The sequence below is a fragment of the Sphingobacterium sp. G1-14 genome, from assembly GCF_002196555.1.
GTDB classification, from domain to species: domain Bacteria; phylum Bacteroidota; class Bacteroidia; order Sphingobacteriales; family Sphingobacteriaceae; genus Sphingobacterium; species Sphingobacterium siyangense.
The window spans coordinates 6,236,398-6,254,490 of the sequence record NZ_CP021381.1; the positions used below are offsets into that span (position 1 = coordinate 6,236,398).

The 18,093-nt window shown below is 40.0% G+C and carries 14 protein-coding genes; 8 read left to right on the forward strand and 6 right to left on the reverse strand.

Going from position 1 to position 18,093, the window contains the following annotated elements:
• The first annotated feature begins 63 nt into the window (after positions 1 to 63).
• The 5 genes from ppk1 to CBM24_RS26730 all read left to right on the forward strand — a co-directional run bounded on the left by ppk1 (position 64) and on the right by CBM24_RS26730 (position 8,789).
• Positions 64 to 2,085: a polyphosphate kinase 1 gene (gene ppk1, locus CBM24_RS26710; RefSeq protein WP_088163352.1), complete on the forward strand. Its 2,022-nt coding sequence runs from the start codon at positions 64 to 66 to the stop codon at positions 2,083 to 2,085.
• A 119-nt stretch (positions 2,086 to 2,204) separates the two neighbouring features.
• Entirely contained in the window at positions 2,205 to 3,101 is an 897-nt protein-coding gene (locus CBM24_RS26715) for a hypothetical protein (protein WP_232475643.1), read from the forward strand.
• 2 nt (positions 3,102 to 3,103) lie between these two features.
• On the forward strand, positions 3,104 to 5,704 hold the full coding sequence (locus CBM24_RS26720; RefSeq protein WP_088163353.1) for a hypothetical protein: 2,601 nt from the start codon (positions 3,104 to 3,106) through the stop codon (positions 5,702 to 5,704).
• A 12-nt stretch (positions 5,705 to 5,716) separates the two neighbouring features.
• Positions 5,717 to 8,080: a GAF domain-containing protein gene (locus tag CBM24_RS26725; RefSeq protein ID WP_088163354.1), complete on the forward strand. Its 2,364-nt coding sequence runs from the start codon at positions 5,717 to 5,719 to the stop codon at positions 8,078 to 8,080.
• 97 nt (positions 8,081 to 8,177) lie between these two features.
• Complete coding sequence (locus tag CBM24_RS26730) at positions 8,178 to 8,789, forward strand: trimeric intracellular cation channel family protein (RefSeq protein ID WP_088163355.1); 612 nt, start codon at positions 8,178 to 8,180, stop codon at positions 8,787 to 8,789.
• A 167-nt stretch (positions 8,790 to 8,956) separates the two neighbouring features.
• On the opposite strand, the gene def is transcribed toward CBM24_RS26730, so the two are convergent.
• Positions 8,957 to 9,538 (reverse strand): peptide deformylase, encoded by a 582-nt coding sequence (gene def / locus CBM24_RS26735; protein ID WP_088163356.1) that lies wholly within the window; start codon positions 9,536 to 9,538, stop codon positions 8,957 to 8,959.
• Between the two features lie 267 nt (positions 9,539 to 9,805).
• Here def and CBM24_RS26740 point away from each other — a divergent pair, with 267 nt between their 5' ends.
• The 3 genes from CBM24_RS26740 to miaA all read left to right on the forward strand — a co-directional run bounded on the left by CBM24_RS26740 (position 9,806) and on the right by miaA (position 12,718).
• Complete coding sequence (locus tag CBM24_RS26740; protein ID WP_088163357.1) at positions 9,806 to 10,585, forward strand: hypothetical protein; 780 nt, start codon at positions 9,806 to 9,808, stop codon at positions 10,583 to 10,585.
• 64 nt (positions 10,586 to 10,649) lie between these two features.
• Positions 10,650 to 11,822 carry a Gfo/Idh/MocA family protein gene (locus CBM24_RS26745; protein WP_075990358.1) on the forward strand — a complete coding sequence of 391 codons (1,173 nt, stop codon included), beginning with the start codon at positions 10,650 to 10,652 and terminating at the stop codon, positions 11,820 to 11,822.
• Positions 11,819 to 12,718, forward strand: coding sequence for a tRNA (adenosine(37)-N6)-dimethylallyltransferase MiaA (miaA, locus tag CBM24_RS26750; protein WP_088163358.1), 900 nt, complete (start codon positions 11,819 to 11,821; stop codon positions 12,716 to 12,718). The genes CBM24_RS26745 and miaA overlap by 4 nt, the downstream gene beginning before the upstream one ends.
• Positions 12,719 to 12,787: 69 nt before the next feature.
• On the opposite strand, the gene CBM24_RS26755 is transcribed toward miaA, so the two are convergent.
• The 5 genes from CBM24_RS26755 to CBM24_RS26775 all read right to left on the reverse strand — a co-directional run bounded on the left by CBM24_RS26755 (position 12,788) and on the right by CBM24_RS26775 (position 18,071).
• Positions 12,788 to 14,341 carry a ribonuclease E/G gene (locus CBM24_RS26755; RefSeq protein ID WP_046673301.1) on the reverse strand — a complete coding sequence of 518 codons (1,554 nt, stop codon included), beginning with the start codon at positions 14,339 to 14,341 and terminating at the stop codon, positions 12,788 to 12,790.
• Positions 14,342 to 14,645: 304 nt separating this feature from the next.
• The gene (locus tag CBM24_RS26760; RefSeq protein ID WP_070562796.1) at positions 14,646 to 15,482 is read right to left on the reverse strand and encodes a tetratricopeptide repeat protein; all 837 of its coding nucleotides are present in this window, start codon (positions 15,480 to 15,482) and stop codon (positions 14,646 to 14,648) included.
• A gap of 18 nt (positions 15,483 to 15,500) precedes the next feature.
• Positions 15,501 to 15,785 carry an HU family DNA-binding protein gene (locus CBM24_RS26765; RefSeq protein WP_046673299.1) on the reverse strand — a complete coding sequence of 95 codons (285 nt, stop codon included), beginning with the start codon at positions 15,783 to 15,785 and terminating at the stop codon, positions 15,501 to 15,503.
• A gap of 247 nt (positions 15,786 to 16,032) precedes the next feature.
• Positions 16,033 to 17,079: an 8-amino-7-oxononanoate synthase gene (locus CBM24_RS26770; protein ID WP_088163359.1), complete on the reverse strand. Its 1,047-nt coding sequence runs from the start codon at positions 17,077 to 17,079 to the stop codon at positions 16,033 to 16,035.
• A gap of 23 nt (positions 17,080 to 17,102) precedes the next feature.
• Entirely contained in the window at positions 17,103 to 18,071 is a 969-nt protein-coding gene (locus CBM24_RS26775) for a D-2-hydroxyacid dehydrogenase family protein (protein ID WP_088163360.1), read from the reverse strand.
• Positions 18,072 to 18,093 lie beyond the last annotated feature (22 nt).

Below are 18,093 nucleotides of genomic sequence, written 5' to 3' on the forward strand. Positions count from 1 at the left end.
AATAGACTGCATCATTTATTGATGTTGTTGTAAGCATGTTGCCATAACCATAAATTTATACGGATGAAGAAGAAAGACCTTTATATCAACAGAGACATCAGCTGGCTGTCGTTCAATGATAGGGTACTTGACCAAGCTGGTCGTCAGGAGGTACCTTTATTGGAAAAACTACAGTTTCTCGCTATTTTCTCATCCAATCTGGATGAATTTTATCGGGTTAGAATGCCTGTACTGATGGCTTGGAAAAAAATAATGAAGCAAAATCCCGGGCAGCTCATTCCGAACATAGATATTGGGACGTATAAAAAAGCGTCAAAAACCATCAGCAAACAACAGGAAAAATTTGGCCTAATACTAGCTGATATTATCCAAGAATTAGCAAAAGAAAATATATTCTTTATTTACAATCAAGCTATTCCGACCGAAATAAAAGACCTCACAGCCCAGTATTTCTTTACTACAATTGCCTCCTACCTCCAAATTATACCGATTGATGACACCTCTTTTTTCCCGATCAACAATCAGCTCTACTTCGTCGTTACAGACGACAATACTGAACTGGTATTCTTTCTAAATGTCCCTTCAAATCATATTGGCCGCTTTTTCACCTGTGAAATCGATGGCAATAAATATGTCGTGCTCATAGATGATATTATCAGAGCATTTTTTCCTGAAGCCATAAGAAATACCTCATTAAATTTCTATTCCTTTAAAATCACAAGGGATGCGGAATTAAATCTCCAAGATGAATTTGAGGGTGATATTGCCCAAAAAATCGAGATGGAAGTCAATAAACGTGACCTTGGCTATGCAACACGCTTTCTATTCCAGCCAAATCTGCCAAAACAGTTGATAGAAACACTGGCAACATTATTTGATCTACGGAAAAGTAGCATTGTCGAAGGCGGAAACTACCACAATCTCAAGGATCTATTTTCATTTCCGATTAAAATAGCCGAACTTTCTTATCCAAAACAGCTGCAAATTAATAAGAATCAGAATTTTAAGGAATCTATCTTTGACCAAATAGACCGGGAGGATCTGTTGATCTGTACTCCCTATGAATCGTTCGACCCCATACTGCGTTTTTTTAACGAGGCTGCAATAGATCCAACCGTAGACGAGATTTACACGACCTTATACCGTATCGCCGGTGATTCACATATTGCACAAGCACTCGCTACCGCAGCAAAAAATGGAAAAAGAGTCAATGTATTTGTCGAATTGAAAGCGCGCTTTGATGAAGCAAATAATATACATTGGGCTCGATTGATGAAAGAACAGGGGGTAAAAATTACCTATAGTATCCCCAATTTAAAAGTACACGCCAAAATAGCGCTGGTCAAACGCAAACAAGGTCGTGAAAGTGCATTGCTAGGTACAGGAAATCTAAATGAAAAAACGGCGAAGGTCTACACAGACTATTTCCTCATTACCTCAAATAAGCTATTGACCAACGAATTAAATATGTTATTCGAGTTTTTACCGGCCCGGAGAAAACCCCATAGTCCAAATGAGCTGTCTTTTAGTCATTTACTGATTGCACAGTTCAACCTCAAACATACGTTTTTATCCCTGATCGACCAGGCCATCCAAGCTGCTAAAGCCGGAGAGACAGCTACAATAAAAATTAAATTAAACAATCTTGAAGAAGAATCGTTAATCAATAAATTGTATGAAGCAAGCCGGGCAGGGGTAAAACTGCAGTTATTGGTCAGAGGAATCTGTAGGCTAAAACCACAAGTACCTGGATTGAGCGACAAGATTGTCGTGAAACGGATTGTAGGACGATATTTAGAACATGGCAGAATATTTATTTTTCAATATCAAGCACAAAGCAGCGTATACCTGGGTTCTTCGGACTGGATGAACCGCAATATCTACCGACGTATAGAAACTTGCTTTCCGCTGCTGAATCTAACATTAGCCCATCAAATACAGGAGCTGTTCGATATTCAGTTTGCGGACGACACCGAAGCAACTTTGCTGGATGAACATGGGCAAAATCAGGCAATAGAAACACAACAGAAGAATGTTTCGCAGCAACAAATCCTTAATTATTTGAAAGGCAAAATGAAACAATAGGACTCTTCAGCAGGGCATCTCATAAAAGCATGACCAGCCTGAAAGCCCAACAAAATAACCATTGCACGTAAGCTCATTCAGAAATCTGATGACTTCATCAATTTAAATTTAATCATATAATGATGAAAAACCCGACGATATTGACAACTATGGCATTAGGCTTAGCCTCCGCTATTTTTCTCGCCTGCAACCCGAATAATACAGCCAAGGAAAATAGCAACAAGCTCGCTCATGTTCAAGCTGAAAAACCGCAACAAATACCCTATACATTATCTTCGGGCATAAAAATGAGTTTGCCAGACGAATTGTTAGAAATATCCGGAATAGCCTTCCTCGCGGGACAGGATGACGATATTTATGCCATCCAAGACGAGCAGGGCTTTCTTTATAAATTTAACCAACCGACACAAAAAGTCACGTTCAACCCTTTCGGAAAAGATGGCGACTATGAGGATATCTCGATAAGCAATACACATTTCTTTATCTTAAAGAGCAATGGCAGCATCTATTCCTTTCCGATTGCCGAAAAGGACGATATAAAAAACGTTGTTGAACAGAAAAATTTACTCCCAAAGGGAGAGTATGAGGGGCTTTTTGTTGACCGCGAAAGTAATCAAGCATACGTATTATGTAAAGAATGCAAGGTCGACAGAAAACAACCACAAACCTCTGGCTATGTCTTTTCAATTGACGAGCGTGGTCAACTCCAGCCGAAAGGAGAATTTGCCATCCAGCTTGATCAACTTCAGGCATTTGATGCTAAAATTAAGAAAACGTTCAAACCTTCTGCGTTAGCGAAAAAAGCAGACAGCAAGGAATGGTATATCTTATCTTCTGTCGACAAAGCCCTTGTGGTAACCGATGAGAATTTTCGTGTAAAATCGCTCTCTCCATTAGATCCGAAGATCTTCCCTCAACCTGAAGGAATTAACTTTGATTCAAAATTCAATCTTTACATCAGCAGCGAAGCCGGTAATCAGGATAAAGGGATCATTTATAAATTTGAACAAAAATAGGCATGCAAAAGGTTGTACCATTCTTTCTTATTTTTCTTGCTAGTCATGTTTATTCACAACAAAAACATACACAGTCACCTGCACATCAGGGCAAGTCCTTTGCTAAAACCGTCATCAAGGACAGTGTAAGTATCGTTGCAAATGCAAAATATGGTAAAGCCAGTAAATTCAAAAAGTTCTTCCTTGGCGAAAACTACCGCAAAGAATGGGCTGCAGAAACCACCTTACCTTTGCTCCAACTTTCAACCTTATACGGGGGACTGCATCCTGTCAAACAGGGGGGCGGGATGCAATCGGTTTCTCTACGACTTACAGATTCAAGCGGTCGGGAATGGGCCCTACGATCAGTCAATAAAAGGACTGAATCCCTCATACCAGAAGAGCTACATGGCACCTTTGTACAGGATATCTTGGACGATGCCACTAGCGCGCAACATCCCTATTCCGCGCTTATGATCCCCGCTTTGGCAAATGCCGTGAACGTCCAACATGCCCATCCAATCATCGGCGTTGTTGCACAAGACAGCATATTGGGTGAATACGCTCCGCTTTTTGAGCATACGGTGGCTTTACTAGAAGAACGCGAACCTCTTGGTGATTCAGACAACAGCCCAAAAGCTGTACGAAAACTACAGGAAGATAACGACGATAACTTTAAGGCTAAGGCATATCTCCGCGCAAGAATGCTGGATGTACTGGTAAGCGACTGGGATCGACACGAGGATCAATGGCGTTGGTACAATGAAAATCAGGATAGCACAGATCACGATAAAGACTATATTCCTATTCCCCGCGATCGGGATCAGGCACTGCGTGTCACACAAGGTTTTCTAATGAAAGATATCTATCAGCAATTTGTCAACCCAGTCATGCAAGGTTTCACGACCGGTATTCCCGATATTCGCTATTCTTTGTTTAAATCACGCTTTTTAAATGCTCATCCGAGCAACCAGCTTCCTCACAAGGAATGGACCAAAGAGGTTAAGCAATTTGTAGCACGTCTCACAGATTCGGTATTATGGGAGTCGGTACATAGCCTGCCGCAATCGTCCATTGCTATTCGTGGAGAGCAAATTTTTAAAACACTTCAAAGCCGTCGTGATGCACTGCCCATGGCGATGGAAGAGTATTACAATTTCATTAATAACATTGTCGATATTCATCTCAGCGACAAAAATGAAAAAGTAGAAATATACAGCACAGCGAATAAAAACTTAAAAGTCAAAGTTTCGAAGATCAATAAAGATGGGAAAGTCACCAAAGCATTGATGGACAAAACCTATAAAGATTCCCTGACGAAAGAAATTCGCCTCTATCTGGCTGAAGGAAAAGACTCTGTTGTCATCGATAACGCAAATTCTCCTATAAAACTCCGAATTATTGGCGATAACACGCCAAAGACTTATGTGATCAACCAAAGCAAATCGAAAATACAGCTTTACGAAAACACCAAAAATTCCACTTTACTGGGTGAAAAGAACAAAATAAAGCTTCATTATGCACAAGATAGTACCAACACGCAATTTGTTCCTGTAAACCTGTACAACACCTGGCTTCCCCTGGTGACTGCGGGTTATAATGCTGATGACGGTTTTTCGCTGGGGCTAGGGGCTGCTTATACACATCAGCGTGGATTTAGAAAAAGTCCTTTTACCTATAAGCAACAACTTACTGTAGCAACAGCCTTCCGGACCGGAGCTTATAAAATTCACTATAGAGGCGAATGGATAGCTGTTGTCGGGGATGCGGATCTTGTTGTCGATGCGCTAGCAAAAGCTCCTGACAACACGCAGAATTTTTTCGGCGTAGGTAATAACTCGCTCTTCTTAAAGGAACAGTATGGTGCAAAATATTACAGAAGTAGATTCAATATTTTCAATGTCAATCCACAGTTAAGGTGGAAACCTTCAGCTACATTAAACTTTGCCGTAGGTCCGCATATCCAATTTTACCACTTAGATCCGATTGAAAATGAAGATCGATTTATTTTAAATCCCCAAGCTTTACATTCTTACGATAGTTTATCGATTACCAAAGACAAAGCTTTTGCAGGTATCAATGCCTTTTTAACACAAGACTCCCGTAATCGAAAGATTAACCCAAGTAAAGGGCTATATATTGAAGCCGCTTTGAATTCTTATTTTGGACTCAATCAGTACTCAAAAAACTCAGCGCAGTTAAGTGCTGCAATGACGGGTTACTTTAGCGCTTTCAATGAAGGCATTATATTCGCCAATAGAACAGGAGGGGGCACCGTTGTTGGGAACCCTACATTTTATCAATATCTATTTCTAGGCAGCCATGAAAATCTCAGGGGATTTCGCCAGTATCGATTTGCAGGTCAACAGATGCTTTACAATAACCTAGAGGCTCGTGTCAAAGTAATTGATGTCAAAAGCTATGTTCTTCCAGGTGAATTTGGACTAATGGGTATGTATGATGTTGGAAAAGTGTGGGCAAAGGGCTATAACAGCGATAAGTTTCATCAAGGTGTGGGTGGAGGCATTTATTACATCGTCGCCAATGCACTTCCTTTGCATTTTGTCATGACGAAATCCAATGAAGGCTGGTATCCCTATTTCAGCACAGGCTTCCGCTTTTAAAATTTTCGATCCATGGAGATAAAGAAAGTACAACTCACAACGGCGAAAATGGCCAATACGTATGCAAATGGCAGGCTAGACTTTGAACCATTTTTCAAATACCTGGAATCTTTTATTGAAAATGGCACTTCATCCGATGATATGATTCCTTTGTATGCGCTGGAACGCATCAAAGAAATAGAGCATCTCAACGGTAAACTCTGCAAGCATAACCTCAATGCCTATAAAGATATTCTGCAATTGATTTATAGCCTCTCCGTATCGTTGGTTGACACTGCTCCAAAAAGGTACTGGGCACTCACAACAGCCCTAGCAGAAGAAGCCTTCTATGGAACGGAAGCCTTTTTCGACCTAACTAGCCATCAGCTTGTGGAGCAAGAAATTCAAGGGAAGATGCGTACCGGAAGCCTTCTTACTAATCAAGAAAAGCTCTTTTATACCCTCATTTTCGAGCGTCTGTATGGCTTTTCTTCCAATGAAAACAGCAGCATTGTTTATCATCAACTCAATGATCAGGGGGAGATCGTGGATTATTACGATTTGGACATCGATTTCAAATTTGTTGAGATAAAGGCAAAAAAAACACTGCCTGCGCTTGATATCGGTCGTTTATCGGAAAATCCTAGTGATTCGCTTTTTGATTGGAATACCGTTATCAATACCGTTAAACTGGAAGATTTTGAGTTATCAGGCTTTAGTATTGTAACTTTCAGAAAGACCAGTACGGAACATACTTTACGCCGCATTCAGTCCATTCTCTTGGACCTTCCTACATACAATTATCACCTCTTTTTCGCTGATTTAGAAAAAATCATCACACCGCTATTAAAGGGGGCTGATACCGTATTTAGTTTATTTCCGTTATTCCAATTAAATGGAGTCCCATTTTTCGATTATTCAATCACCAATAAGAGCATCTTGATTGCGGAAGCGTATACCGCAAATAAAACCTTCAAGATCAATCCTGAACTTGCGGGCTACCTAAAACATCCGCATGTGATATTTTATACCAATAATGCGACGAATGGCCTCCGAAATACCACATCTATTTTAGACGAGCGGATTGGCCACTCGGGGGTAACGACCTATCTGTGTATTCCACTTATCCATAATCATTCCCTCTCAGGCATATTGGAAATATACAGTCGTGAACAAGATCAGCTCGACAATGAGACAATGCAAGCCTTAGGTTCTTTGGTCCCGCTTTTATCACAATTATCTCAGGATATTACGCTAGAATTTAAAAAACGTATCGACGATATCATCATCAACCGGTTTACGACCATACAGCCTTCGGTTCAGTGGAAATTTAACCATATCGCGGCCCAGTACATTCAGGACCTGGAAAACGACAGTCGGGATGCGCATATCAAAGCCGTTGTATTTGAAGAAGTCTATCCGCTCTACGGTGCTGTCGATGTCAAAGACTCCACCATCATAAGAAACGCCTCCATTCTGAAAGACTTTAGCTTCAAGGTCAAACAGCTCGCAATGCTTATTGATGAGCTCTCTTTAGATGGAAAGCACAAGTTGATTATGACTTTTTCAGCACGTGTTGATCAAATTACAGAATCTCTTGATCATATTTCTTTTGATGAGTCGATGGTCAAGATCATTGAGTTTTTTAGGAAAGACGTACAGCCATTTTTAGAAGAAGCCAGAAAGCAATTTCCGTCAAAAATAGAGGTGATTGAACATTATGCGAAGCATTTTTTCACCAATCGAGAAACCGGTGAATTTTATAGGAATGAATTTGAAACTTCTTTACGCCAAATCAATCAATTGATCGGTAAGGAACTAGACCATTTCAATAGCTTTATCCAGGGGAATTACCCATCGTATTTTCAAAAATTCAGGACAGACGGTATTGAATATGACATTTATATCGGCGAATCCATTACACCACAACAACCATTTAGCTACGAATTTATTAATGTATTTAGGCGTCAGCAAATTATTTCTATGGCTAGAATTGCGCTGAAAGCTTACCATGCGAAGGATATTCTGCCTCTGGCTTTAGAAACAACACAATTGATTTTTATCAATCCACATAGCATTGATATCAGCTTCCGGGAAGATGAACGGAGATTTGATGTAGAGGGATCACTCAATATCCGTTATGAAATAATCAAAAAAAGGATAGACAAAATTCGGATAAAGCGAACCAAAGAACGACTTACTCAGGTCAATAAAATTGCTATTGTCTATTTATCGGATGAAATCCTGGAGGACCTTATGTTGAGTATAAAGGCAATCTACGACATGGGCATCATTGAGCATACCATCGAACATTTAAAATTGGAGGATGTACAGGGAATCGCGGGTTTGAAAGCTATTCGCCTTTCGGTGAATTTAAACTATCAAGATTTCTCCTAAATTTGTCCAATAAAGGGAAGTTTATCCCCGTTGGTGTTAAGCGGTATGTGGTACCGTCAACTGGAGATTTTAATATAATGATTTAAAAAGGATTACCATGATTACTGATGCCAACTATTTTTATCTAAGCGATTTGCTTGGCACCTTATTTTTTGCAATATCAGGCACGCTGTCGGCAAAACGTAAAGATATTGATATTTTTGGGGCAGCCTTTTTAGGCTTTGTGACAGCCATTGGCGGTGGATCGATGCGGGATGTATTTTTGAATCTGCGCCCAGTATGGGTTAATGATAGCAATTACCTCATTGCTATTTTCCTCGGAATTTTAATTGCCATTGTCTTCAACAAACAGTTGTATGGTTATTATCGCACGCTGACACTTTTTGATGCCATCGGAATTAGCTTTTTTACTATCCTAGGGGTACAAAAATCACTCAATTACGAAAGCAATACCTATGCTGCCATTATCTTTGGAATGTTCACCGCGGTATGTGGGGGGATGACGCGCGACGTCCTACTCAACGAAACCCCATTAATCTTTAAAAAAGAAGTATATGCTACGGCCTGTTTAGGTGGAGGTCTCACGTATATCTTGCTGGTGCATCTCGATCTTGATCTTTCTTGGGCTGCCTTTATTGGGGCTGCTGTTGTATTTTTAATACGAATGACAGCCGTTAAATATCGTCTATATTTACCCCGGTTGGATTGAGGAATGTCCTTCTTCGCGGGTGTAGTTTCTATAACACGCTTTACAGAATGACCAATTCAATCTCAAAAATGGAATAAAAGGATGGATTGGTAGGTAGAACACGGATATTCTTGATCTCCAACCAATTTTATCAGGAGGAAGCAACAAAGAAAAAGCGTTAGTATGAACTAACGCTTTTTCTTTTGCTGTGGAAATTTCATTTTATAACCAACGCGAATATTTCCTTTCGCGATAGCATCTAATCGCCCCTTCAGCATCGTTTTCTTCAAGGCACTCAATTTGTCGGTAAATAGTTTACCTTCAATATGATCATATTCGTGTTGTACCACACGTGCAGCCAAACCTGTTAAGTCTACTTCATGTTCTTCAAAGTTCTCATCTAAATAATTGATGCGAATATTTCTGTGACGCAATACGTCCTCATTAATATCTGGGATACTCAGACATCCTTCACCGAAAGCCCATTTCTCACCAGACTCTTCAACCATGATAGGATTGATGAAAACTTTTTTGAACGATTGGAGCACCTCTTTGTTTTCTTCATCATCTTCTGCGAAAGGAGTTGCATCGATAACGAACATACGTATAGGCAAACCTACCTGTGGAGCTGCCAACCCAACACCATGAGCTGCATACATGGTATCGAACATATCATCAATCAATTTCTTTAAATCTGGATAGTCTTCATCTATTTCTTCAGCGACCTTTCTTAATACAGGATCGCCATACGCCACTATCGGAAGTTTCATATGTATTATAATTATTTATAAGTGCCGATACTCATTGCTATACCTGAGTTCGTTACACGTTGTTTGCTTTTAAAGATCACTAGGCACCTGTTGTAATTTTAGCACGATTTTATTTCAGATCATGTCAGGCTAATTGCTCACCCAGAGTCATTGTACTATTTTAACAAGGATACCCTGTAGCACCATTATATTTTTCGGTACAAAGGTACGGATAATTATTAAAAGTGAATATTTCGTCAAAACTTCCATAAAAGTTACTTTTGTTTTATGGATCCTTCGTTTATAAATTTGTCAACGCAGTTCAAGCTTAGGCTCGAGCAAGCTCTTGAAGTCCCATTAGGATTTTGCCAGGATGATGGATTTATACAAATATCCTCTCCGGAATTAGCAATTAACATTTTACTATACCCTCATAACAAATCCGTTAGACGTGATACTTCCGACCCCTGCATCCATATCGATGAAGACCAATTAATAACAAAGTTTGATTTGATCGTCAGGCGCATTGTTTCTAGAACAAAAAATGACAAACGCATCTACGCACGTAATACTGTAGTTGCCCGGATCGACAAAAGAACGAGTTTACAGTTCCTCGTGGAACATCATTTACAAACCGCTCTTCCCGGCAAGTATCGTTATGGCCTTTATGAACAAGGAGAGCTTGTCGCCGTCGCGGTATTCTCTGGAGGACGCCGAATGCTGGATAAAAATGAAGACTATCGCTCATTTGAACTATTACGCTTTTGTAATAAAACAGGTATTAATGTTATAGGAGGCCTAAGCAAATTAATTAAAGCCTTTTGTAGCGATTTCTCACCAGGAGACATTATGACTTTCACCGATCGTGATTGGAGCCAACACTCTTCGCTCGAAAAAATTGGGTTTGTTGCCAAAGAAATTACGACACCGATTAACTTTTGGATCACGGGAACAAAGCGGTATACCTATCGAAATACAGATGAATTAAAAGCGCTTAGGGAGCAGTTCCCTCATGGCTTTCCCAAAGAAAATATGGGTAGCATCAAGATGATTTTATACATAAAATAAGCTAAATTGTGTATATTGTACACTGTAAAAGTTTGAAAAATAAATAATCAAAAATAATAACGTTATGAAGAGAAAACTTCGCATGGGTATGGTCGGAGGCGGAAACGACGCCTTTATTGGCGCTGTACACCGTATTGCTGCTTTTATGGATGGCAAGATTGAACTGGTTTGTGGTGCATTTAGTATTGATCCACAGATTTCAAAACAATCTGGAGAAGACTTATTTGTAGCTCCTGAGCGTGTCTATCTAAACTATGAAGAGATGATCGAAAAAGAATCTTTGCTTCCCGAAGGCGAACGCATGGATTTTGTAACGATCGTAACACCCAATTTTTTACATTTTGCTCCCGCTAAATTAGCGCTAGAAAAAGGTTTTGATGTTGTCGTTGAAAAACCAATGACAGTATCTGTTGAAGAAGCAAAAGAATTACAAGAAACCGTAGAACGTACTGGTCGTACGCTGTGCCTTACCCATACGTATTCAGGCTACCCAATGGTTAAACAAGCCAAAGCAATGGTCAAAGAAGGTCACTTCGGTAAGATCAGAAAGATTGTTGTTGAGTATCCACAAGGTTGGTTAAGTCGTTTAACGGAACGCGAGGGGAATGCTGGAGCCGCTTGGCGTGCAGATCCGAAACGCTCGGGCAAATCGTTGGTTATGGGTGATATCGGTACCCATGCTGCGCATTTAGCGGAATATGTATCGGGCTTAAAAATCCAAGAGCTATGTGCAGACCTAACAACATTTGTTGAAGGCCGTCTATTGGATGACGATGGTTCGGTGCTTTTACGTTTCGAAAATGGTGCTAAAGGCGTATTGATGGCTTCGCAAATTTCAGCCGGAGAAGAAAATGCTGTTCGTATCCGTATCTATGGCGAAAAAGGTGGATTGGAATGGGCGAATGAGGATCCGAACAATTTAATTATCAAAATGCTTGATCAACCTCGTCAGCTTTATCGCACAGGTAATGCTTACGCAGCGCCTTATACGTTGAGTTCTTTTGCAACACATAATACCCGTGTACCAGCGGGTCACCCTGAAGGGCTATTAGAATCATTTGCGAATATCTACCGTAATTTTGCGGCAACAGTTACAGCAAAACGTGAAGGAAAAACTCCTACAGCTGAACAACAGGATTTTCCAACAGTTTACGATGGCGTAAGAGGCATGGCTTTTATCGATACTGTTGTAAAAAATAACGAAGGAACAGAAAAATGGACTAAATTTGTTCTGTGATAGACAGATTAAAATATACACTTTCTCTTTTGGAACAGCAAACCGTTCCAAAAGAGAAAGTTATCGTTATCTTAGGGCCTACAGCTTCTGGAAAAACGAAACTGGCCGTCCAACTGGCCCAACACATTGATGCTGAAATCATCAGTGCTGATTCCCGCCAAATCTATCGAAGGATGGACATCGGTACGGGAAAAGACCTATCGGAATACCAAGATATTCCCTATCATCTTATCGACATTCATGAACCGGGAAAACGCTACAATCTCGGAAATTTTATTGCTGACTTCCGTCAAGCCCAACAATCCATTCTAGAAAAGGGAAAACATACCATCCTATGTGGTGGTACAGGTTTATATATTCAAAGTGTAATCCAAGAAAATCCCTATGCGCTGATCCCATCAATCGAAGGCTTCAAGGAGTTATTACTTGCATATCCAGAGACGGAGCTGTTAGCGCGTCTTCAGGAATATACACTACCTGTGAACTTTCAAATCGATCTTTCAACCAAAAAACGTATAATCCGAGCAATAGAAATATTAGCGTTTTTAGAGAACCACCCCGATCACATCGTCCAGCAACAAGCGGTAGATAGCATTGTTATCGGATTAAGTCCCCCGTTGGAAATCAGACGCGAACACATTAGCCAAAGATTAAAACAACGATTGAATGAAGGCTTCTTAGAAGAAGTGCGCGGGCTCTTGACAGAAGGTATTACACACGAGCAACTTCAATACTATGGTTTGGAGTATAAATATGCGTCACTCCATCTTCTTGGACAGCTCGATTATTCTGCTTTTACCACAAAACTGGAGACAGAAATACATCGCTATGCCAAAAGACAAATGACTTACTTCCGCAAAATGGAAAAAGACGGCATAATTATCCATTGGGTATAAACAGTACAATGATATAAAAACAAAAAAGGGCTAGTATCACTACTAACCCTTTTCGTTAATCTCTTTCTATTATAACTTGATTTCTTCATCCTTCGCATTGAAGAAATGGAATTCAGTTAGATAATATGACGTCATTGGATTTACTTTAATCCATTTTCCGTACTTCATGAACCATTTCATTCTTTTAGAAATCAAACCAGACTTAATGTAGGCGTCTATGTAAGGGTGAACACATAAGGTCACCTTCTTTTCGTTTTGTTCTTGAAGAATAAAGCTCAAATTATTTTCAATATCATCCATGAGGACAATACTTGATCGGATTTCACCTGTACCATCACAAGCCGGACATTTTTCGTTTGTGACGATATTCATTTCAGGTCTAACGCGCTGACGTGTAATTTGAACCAATCCAAATTTACTTGGAGGCAAAATTGTATGTCTCGCTCTATCCGCTACCATACATTCTTTTAAGAACGTATACAACTCTTTTCGATGATTGGGTTTATGCATATCGATAAAATCGATGACTACAATTCCGCCCATATCACGCAAACGCAGCTGACGCGCAATTTCTTTTGCTGCTTCCATATTGACCAGCAATGCATTGTCTTCCTGATTCTCCTTATTAGCAGAACGGTTACCACTGTTGACATCAATGACATGCAAGGCTTCGGTATGCTCTATAACGAGGTACGCACCGCCCGGCAATGTTACAGTTTTGCCAAAAGCTGCCTTGATTTGCTTTTCAACTCCGAAATGATCAAAAATTGGCTCTTTATGTTTATAAAGTTTGACAATTTTCTCCAAGTCTGGAGATATATCGTGTATATATGATTTTGTTTCTTCGAAGATCGAAGGATCATTAACATAAATATGCGAAAACTCGTCTGTCAAAATATCTCGTAGAATAGTGGATGCACGATCCATTTCGCCAAGAACCTTTTGAGGCGGTTCAGCATTACGAAGACGTTTGGTAAATAGCTCCCATTTTGAGATCAGGTCCAATAAGTCACGTTGTAGTTCTTCAACACCCTTACCCTCGGAAACTGTACGAATGATAACGCCAAAATTAGCTGGCTTAATTCCTTCGACAATCTTTTTTAGGCGATTGCGTTCATTACTACCTTTGATACGCTTGGAAATGGAAACAGTACTTGAGAAAGGTACCAAAACGACAAAACGGCCCGCAATTGAAAGGTCTGAACTCAGACGCGGCCCTTTTGTTGAAATGGGTTCTTTGGCGATTTGTACTGGCACGAGCATATTTTTGCTTAAGACATCAGAGATCTTACCAGCTTTATCGATATCCTTTTCAAGTTTTAAACTATTGAGCAGTTTCTCTTGATAACTGCCATTCTTCACTATACGCGTAAGCTTTAGCAAAGATTGAACTTGAGGACCCAGATCTAAATAATGTAGAAAAGCATCCTTTTCGTAGCCTACATCCACGAAAGCTGCATTAAGCCCAGGCATAATTCGCTTAATACGTCCGAGATAGATATCTCCAACGGCGAAGTTATTATTTGCGGGCTCCCGGTTAAGTTCAACAAGCTGCTTATCTTGTAGTAAAGCAATAGTTACCCCTTTATCAGGAGTTGAATCGATAATTAATTCCTTTACCAAAAGCTACTCATTTTTGATACCTATGCAATATCCTATCGCAATCTTGGGTATCCGATTAAACATTTAAAGAACGTTGTTACGAAAAAAACAATCTACATCCCCTTCACAGACATGTAGATCGTTTCGTAAAGCTATCTCAGCAAAATGGGCCAAGATGTTTAAAAGCTTATCACAAGACTATTTTTTCTTGTGTCTATTTTTTCTTAAACGTTTTTTACGTTTGTGAGTAGCCATCTTGTGTCTTTTTCTTTTTTTTCCGCTTGGCATAGCTAAATTTTTTAATGATTATAAAATAATAAATTAATTACTTGCTCAATTCCGCGATCTTTCGATCGATGAATTGTGATAGGGAAGGATCGGCTGCCAGTTCCTTACTTTTTTGAAAAGCTGTAACGGCTTCCTTTTTCATCCCAATATTTTCATAGCCTGTGGCTAAGTAAAAGTATGACTCAGCATCGGGTTTTTGATCGATAACGGTCTTAAAACGCTCGATGGCTTTGTCAAACTGACGGGATTGTAATGAAAACAATCCCAAAGTTTTGTTTGCTTCTAAGTTTTTAGGATCGGCAGCAACGACTTCGCGCAATAAGGCAATACCTGCCATAGGGTTGTTCGTTCCTGATACCATTGCGGCACCCAATCCTGTTTTTGCATCCAAACTACTTGTATTCGCTTTTAACGCAGCCTCATATGCATGAATAGCATTTTGATTCAACGCTTGGGCTAAAGTAGAATCCTGCAAATTTGTATAAGCGGCACGATAAGCATTACCTGCTTTCAACCAATATTCAAACTTCGGTGAAACCTTTGCCATTTCCTCATAGATGAAAGCCTGAGGGGCTGGTTTTGCGACATCATCCCACTTATTTGCCAACTGTTGCAACAGCTTTATCTTATCCTCTCCAGAAGCTTTTGCAACTTGGCCCTCAATATCGGAAATTTCTTTGACTAAACTAGCATCTAAACCTTGTTTTGTCATCGAAGATATATTTTCCAAATTTACTTCGTTGGAAGGCTTCGACTCAGATGCTGCAGCAGTTTGTTTTTCTTTGTTCACCAAACCTTTAATAGGCTGTGCTAAAAGCACAGCAACCAAGGCTACTACTGATCCTATTACTATTATCTGTTTGGTTTTTGCCATTTTAATCTATTTTAAAGATTATTTATTGCCATTCTTTACTTTCTCTACGAAAATTTTAGCTGGCTTGAAACTAGGAACAAAGTGTTCAGGGATAATGATTGCTGTATTTTTTGAAATGTTTCTTGCAGTCTTCTCAGCTCTTTTTTTGACTACGAAGCTACCAAAACCTCTTACATATACATTTTCTCCTCCGATCATTGCGTTTTTGACAACTTTAAAGAACGCCTCTACGGTTTCTTGAACATCTACCTTCTCTAAGCCAGTTTTGGTAGAGATTTCTGCAATAATTTCTGCTTTAGTCATATCTATTTTACTGTAATTATTTATTTTTCAACCCTTAAGCCAACTAATGTTTGGGGATGCAAAAGTATTGTTTTAAAATGAGTAATGGAAATTATTTAAATACTTTTTTGATAAATAAGCTTCCAAAAGCCAAACATTTACAATCAATTAACGAGACATTGCGTCCAACCAACCATTAAATAGACCTCAAAAATAAAAACAATTATCTAATTTACAAGATGTTGACTTATTACTTGTCATATAAAAATCAATATATGCCAATTGCATGACTCAGCTGGTCCAAATCTGCCTTGGTATGGTGCGCGTTCACCACAATCCGATTTAATAGCGGGTCTGTAGCGAGGGGATAAGGAAAACTTGAAACCAGTATTCCAGCATTCATCAGCCTCGCATAAAGGCCCGTATCCATTGAAGAAAAGACCGGAAAATCAGCAACAGTGTTTAACCCAGACTCCATATGTGCTTTGAAGGAATCAATATTATACCGCAGCTTTTCGAATTGCTGTAGATAGATCTGCTCTCCATGAACAAATGCATATAAGCTCGCTGGTGAACTTGGAGAAGCCCCTGTATAAAAGTTTGATCGCTTGAGATACCTGATCCGTTCCCCATCGGCCAAAATCAATCCAGCATCCGTTGCCAGGCCTTTTGCCAAGGATGCGACGACGATCAGTTCAATATTAGTTTGTTGAACACTACTTTTATCCAATGAAATGCTATTCTTGCGCAAAACTCCTATTCCGTGAGAATCGTCCAAGAGCAGTATAATCTTTTTGTCCGGATCAATACGATTGAAAACAGTGAAATCGTACAATTCTGGCCGCATATTGTCCAAGCTGTTGCTAACGATGATAAATGATGTTTGGGCTGAATGATTGATATACTCGATCGTTGCATTAGCCCACGCAACAAAATGCCCAGTTGCGACGGGCTTCTTATCTAGCCATAAAGAAGGGTGACAAGCGGGAGCATACAATACTTCTCCTTCGGTCGCCAAGGTTCTTACAAGAAATTGCGTTGCCAAATATCCACTTGAGAGCAACAGGCTTGCTTCAAAACCAAAACGCTTTGCTGCATATTCTTCGGCTTGATCAAATATGGCCTGTTGCACATTATTATTTCGTGAAGTGCCGTTGTTGATACCATACCGCTGTATACCTTCTATGAAAATAGAAGCATATGCTTTATCTGTTGCCAGCCCTAGATAGGAAGTTCCACCAAAAAAAAGATATTCCTTACCGCCGACCACAATAACGCGACCTGTTGGTTGTTCTAAATGCGTAAAATTATTCATCTATGTATAGCCGATTCATTTAATTAGTGGGTCAAAACTTCGGGGTTAGCGATATGCTGTGGATCGCCCCCAGAAAAGGCTACAATATTCTCAAAAGCAAGTCTAAATAATTGTTCGTAACCATTTTTCTCCACATAGCCAATATGTGGCGTACAAAGTACATTTGGCAGCTGCAATAACGGATAGTTCGGATCAAAGATTGGTTCGGACTCATAGACATCTACCGCAGCCATCCCCGGAACACCTGTCTCGAGCGCGGTCAATAGTGCCCCTTCTTCAACCAACTCAGCACGAGAGGTGTTGACAAAAAGCGCTGTCGGCTTCATAGACCGGAGATCTTCGAGCTTTACGACACCTCGCGTCTCAGGCACTAACCTAAGGTGTAAAGTAACAACATCTGAAAAATGAAAAAAATCGGATTTACTGGCAGCAGCTAAAAAACCATCTCTTACAGCTTCCTCTCGGGAATTTTCGCTTCCCCAAACAATTACTTGTGCACCAAAAGCCTTTGCATATTGCGCTATTCGCTTCCCTATTTTTCCATAGCTCCATATCCCTATTGTTTTCCCGGCGACACAATCTCCTATATTCGTTTGCCATAGGCCTTTGTCCATATCTGAAAGAGCCTTAGGTAAACCACGGAGGGCATTCATGATCAAAAGCCAGGTCAATTCAGCCGGAGCAACAGGAGAGCCCATACTTTCAGCAACAGCCACATGGAAACGGCTACAAACAGCCAAATCCAAATGGTTTGAAATTTTGCCCGTCTGGCTAATTAACTTAAGCTTGGGAAGCTGAGACAACAGGTCTTCTGTAATCCGCGTCCGTTCTCTGATGAGCACTAGCGCTTCCGTATCGCTCAATTTTTCGGCCAGTAAAGCCGGATCTGAATAGGACTGTTTCAATATTTGGACATCGTGACCATCAAGAATTTTGAAACAGTCCAACTTTCGGACAGCGTCTTGATAGTCATCTAAAATGGTTATTCGCATTTTTCTGACTTAATTTTAAACT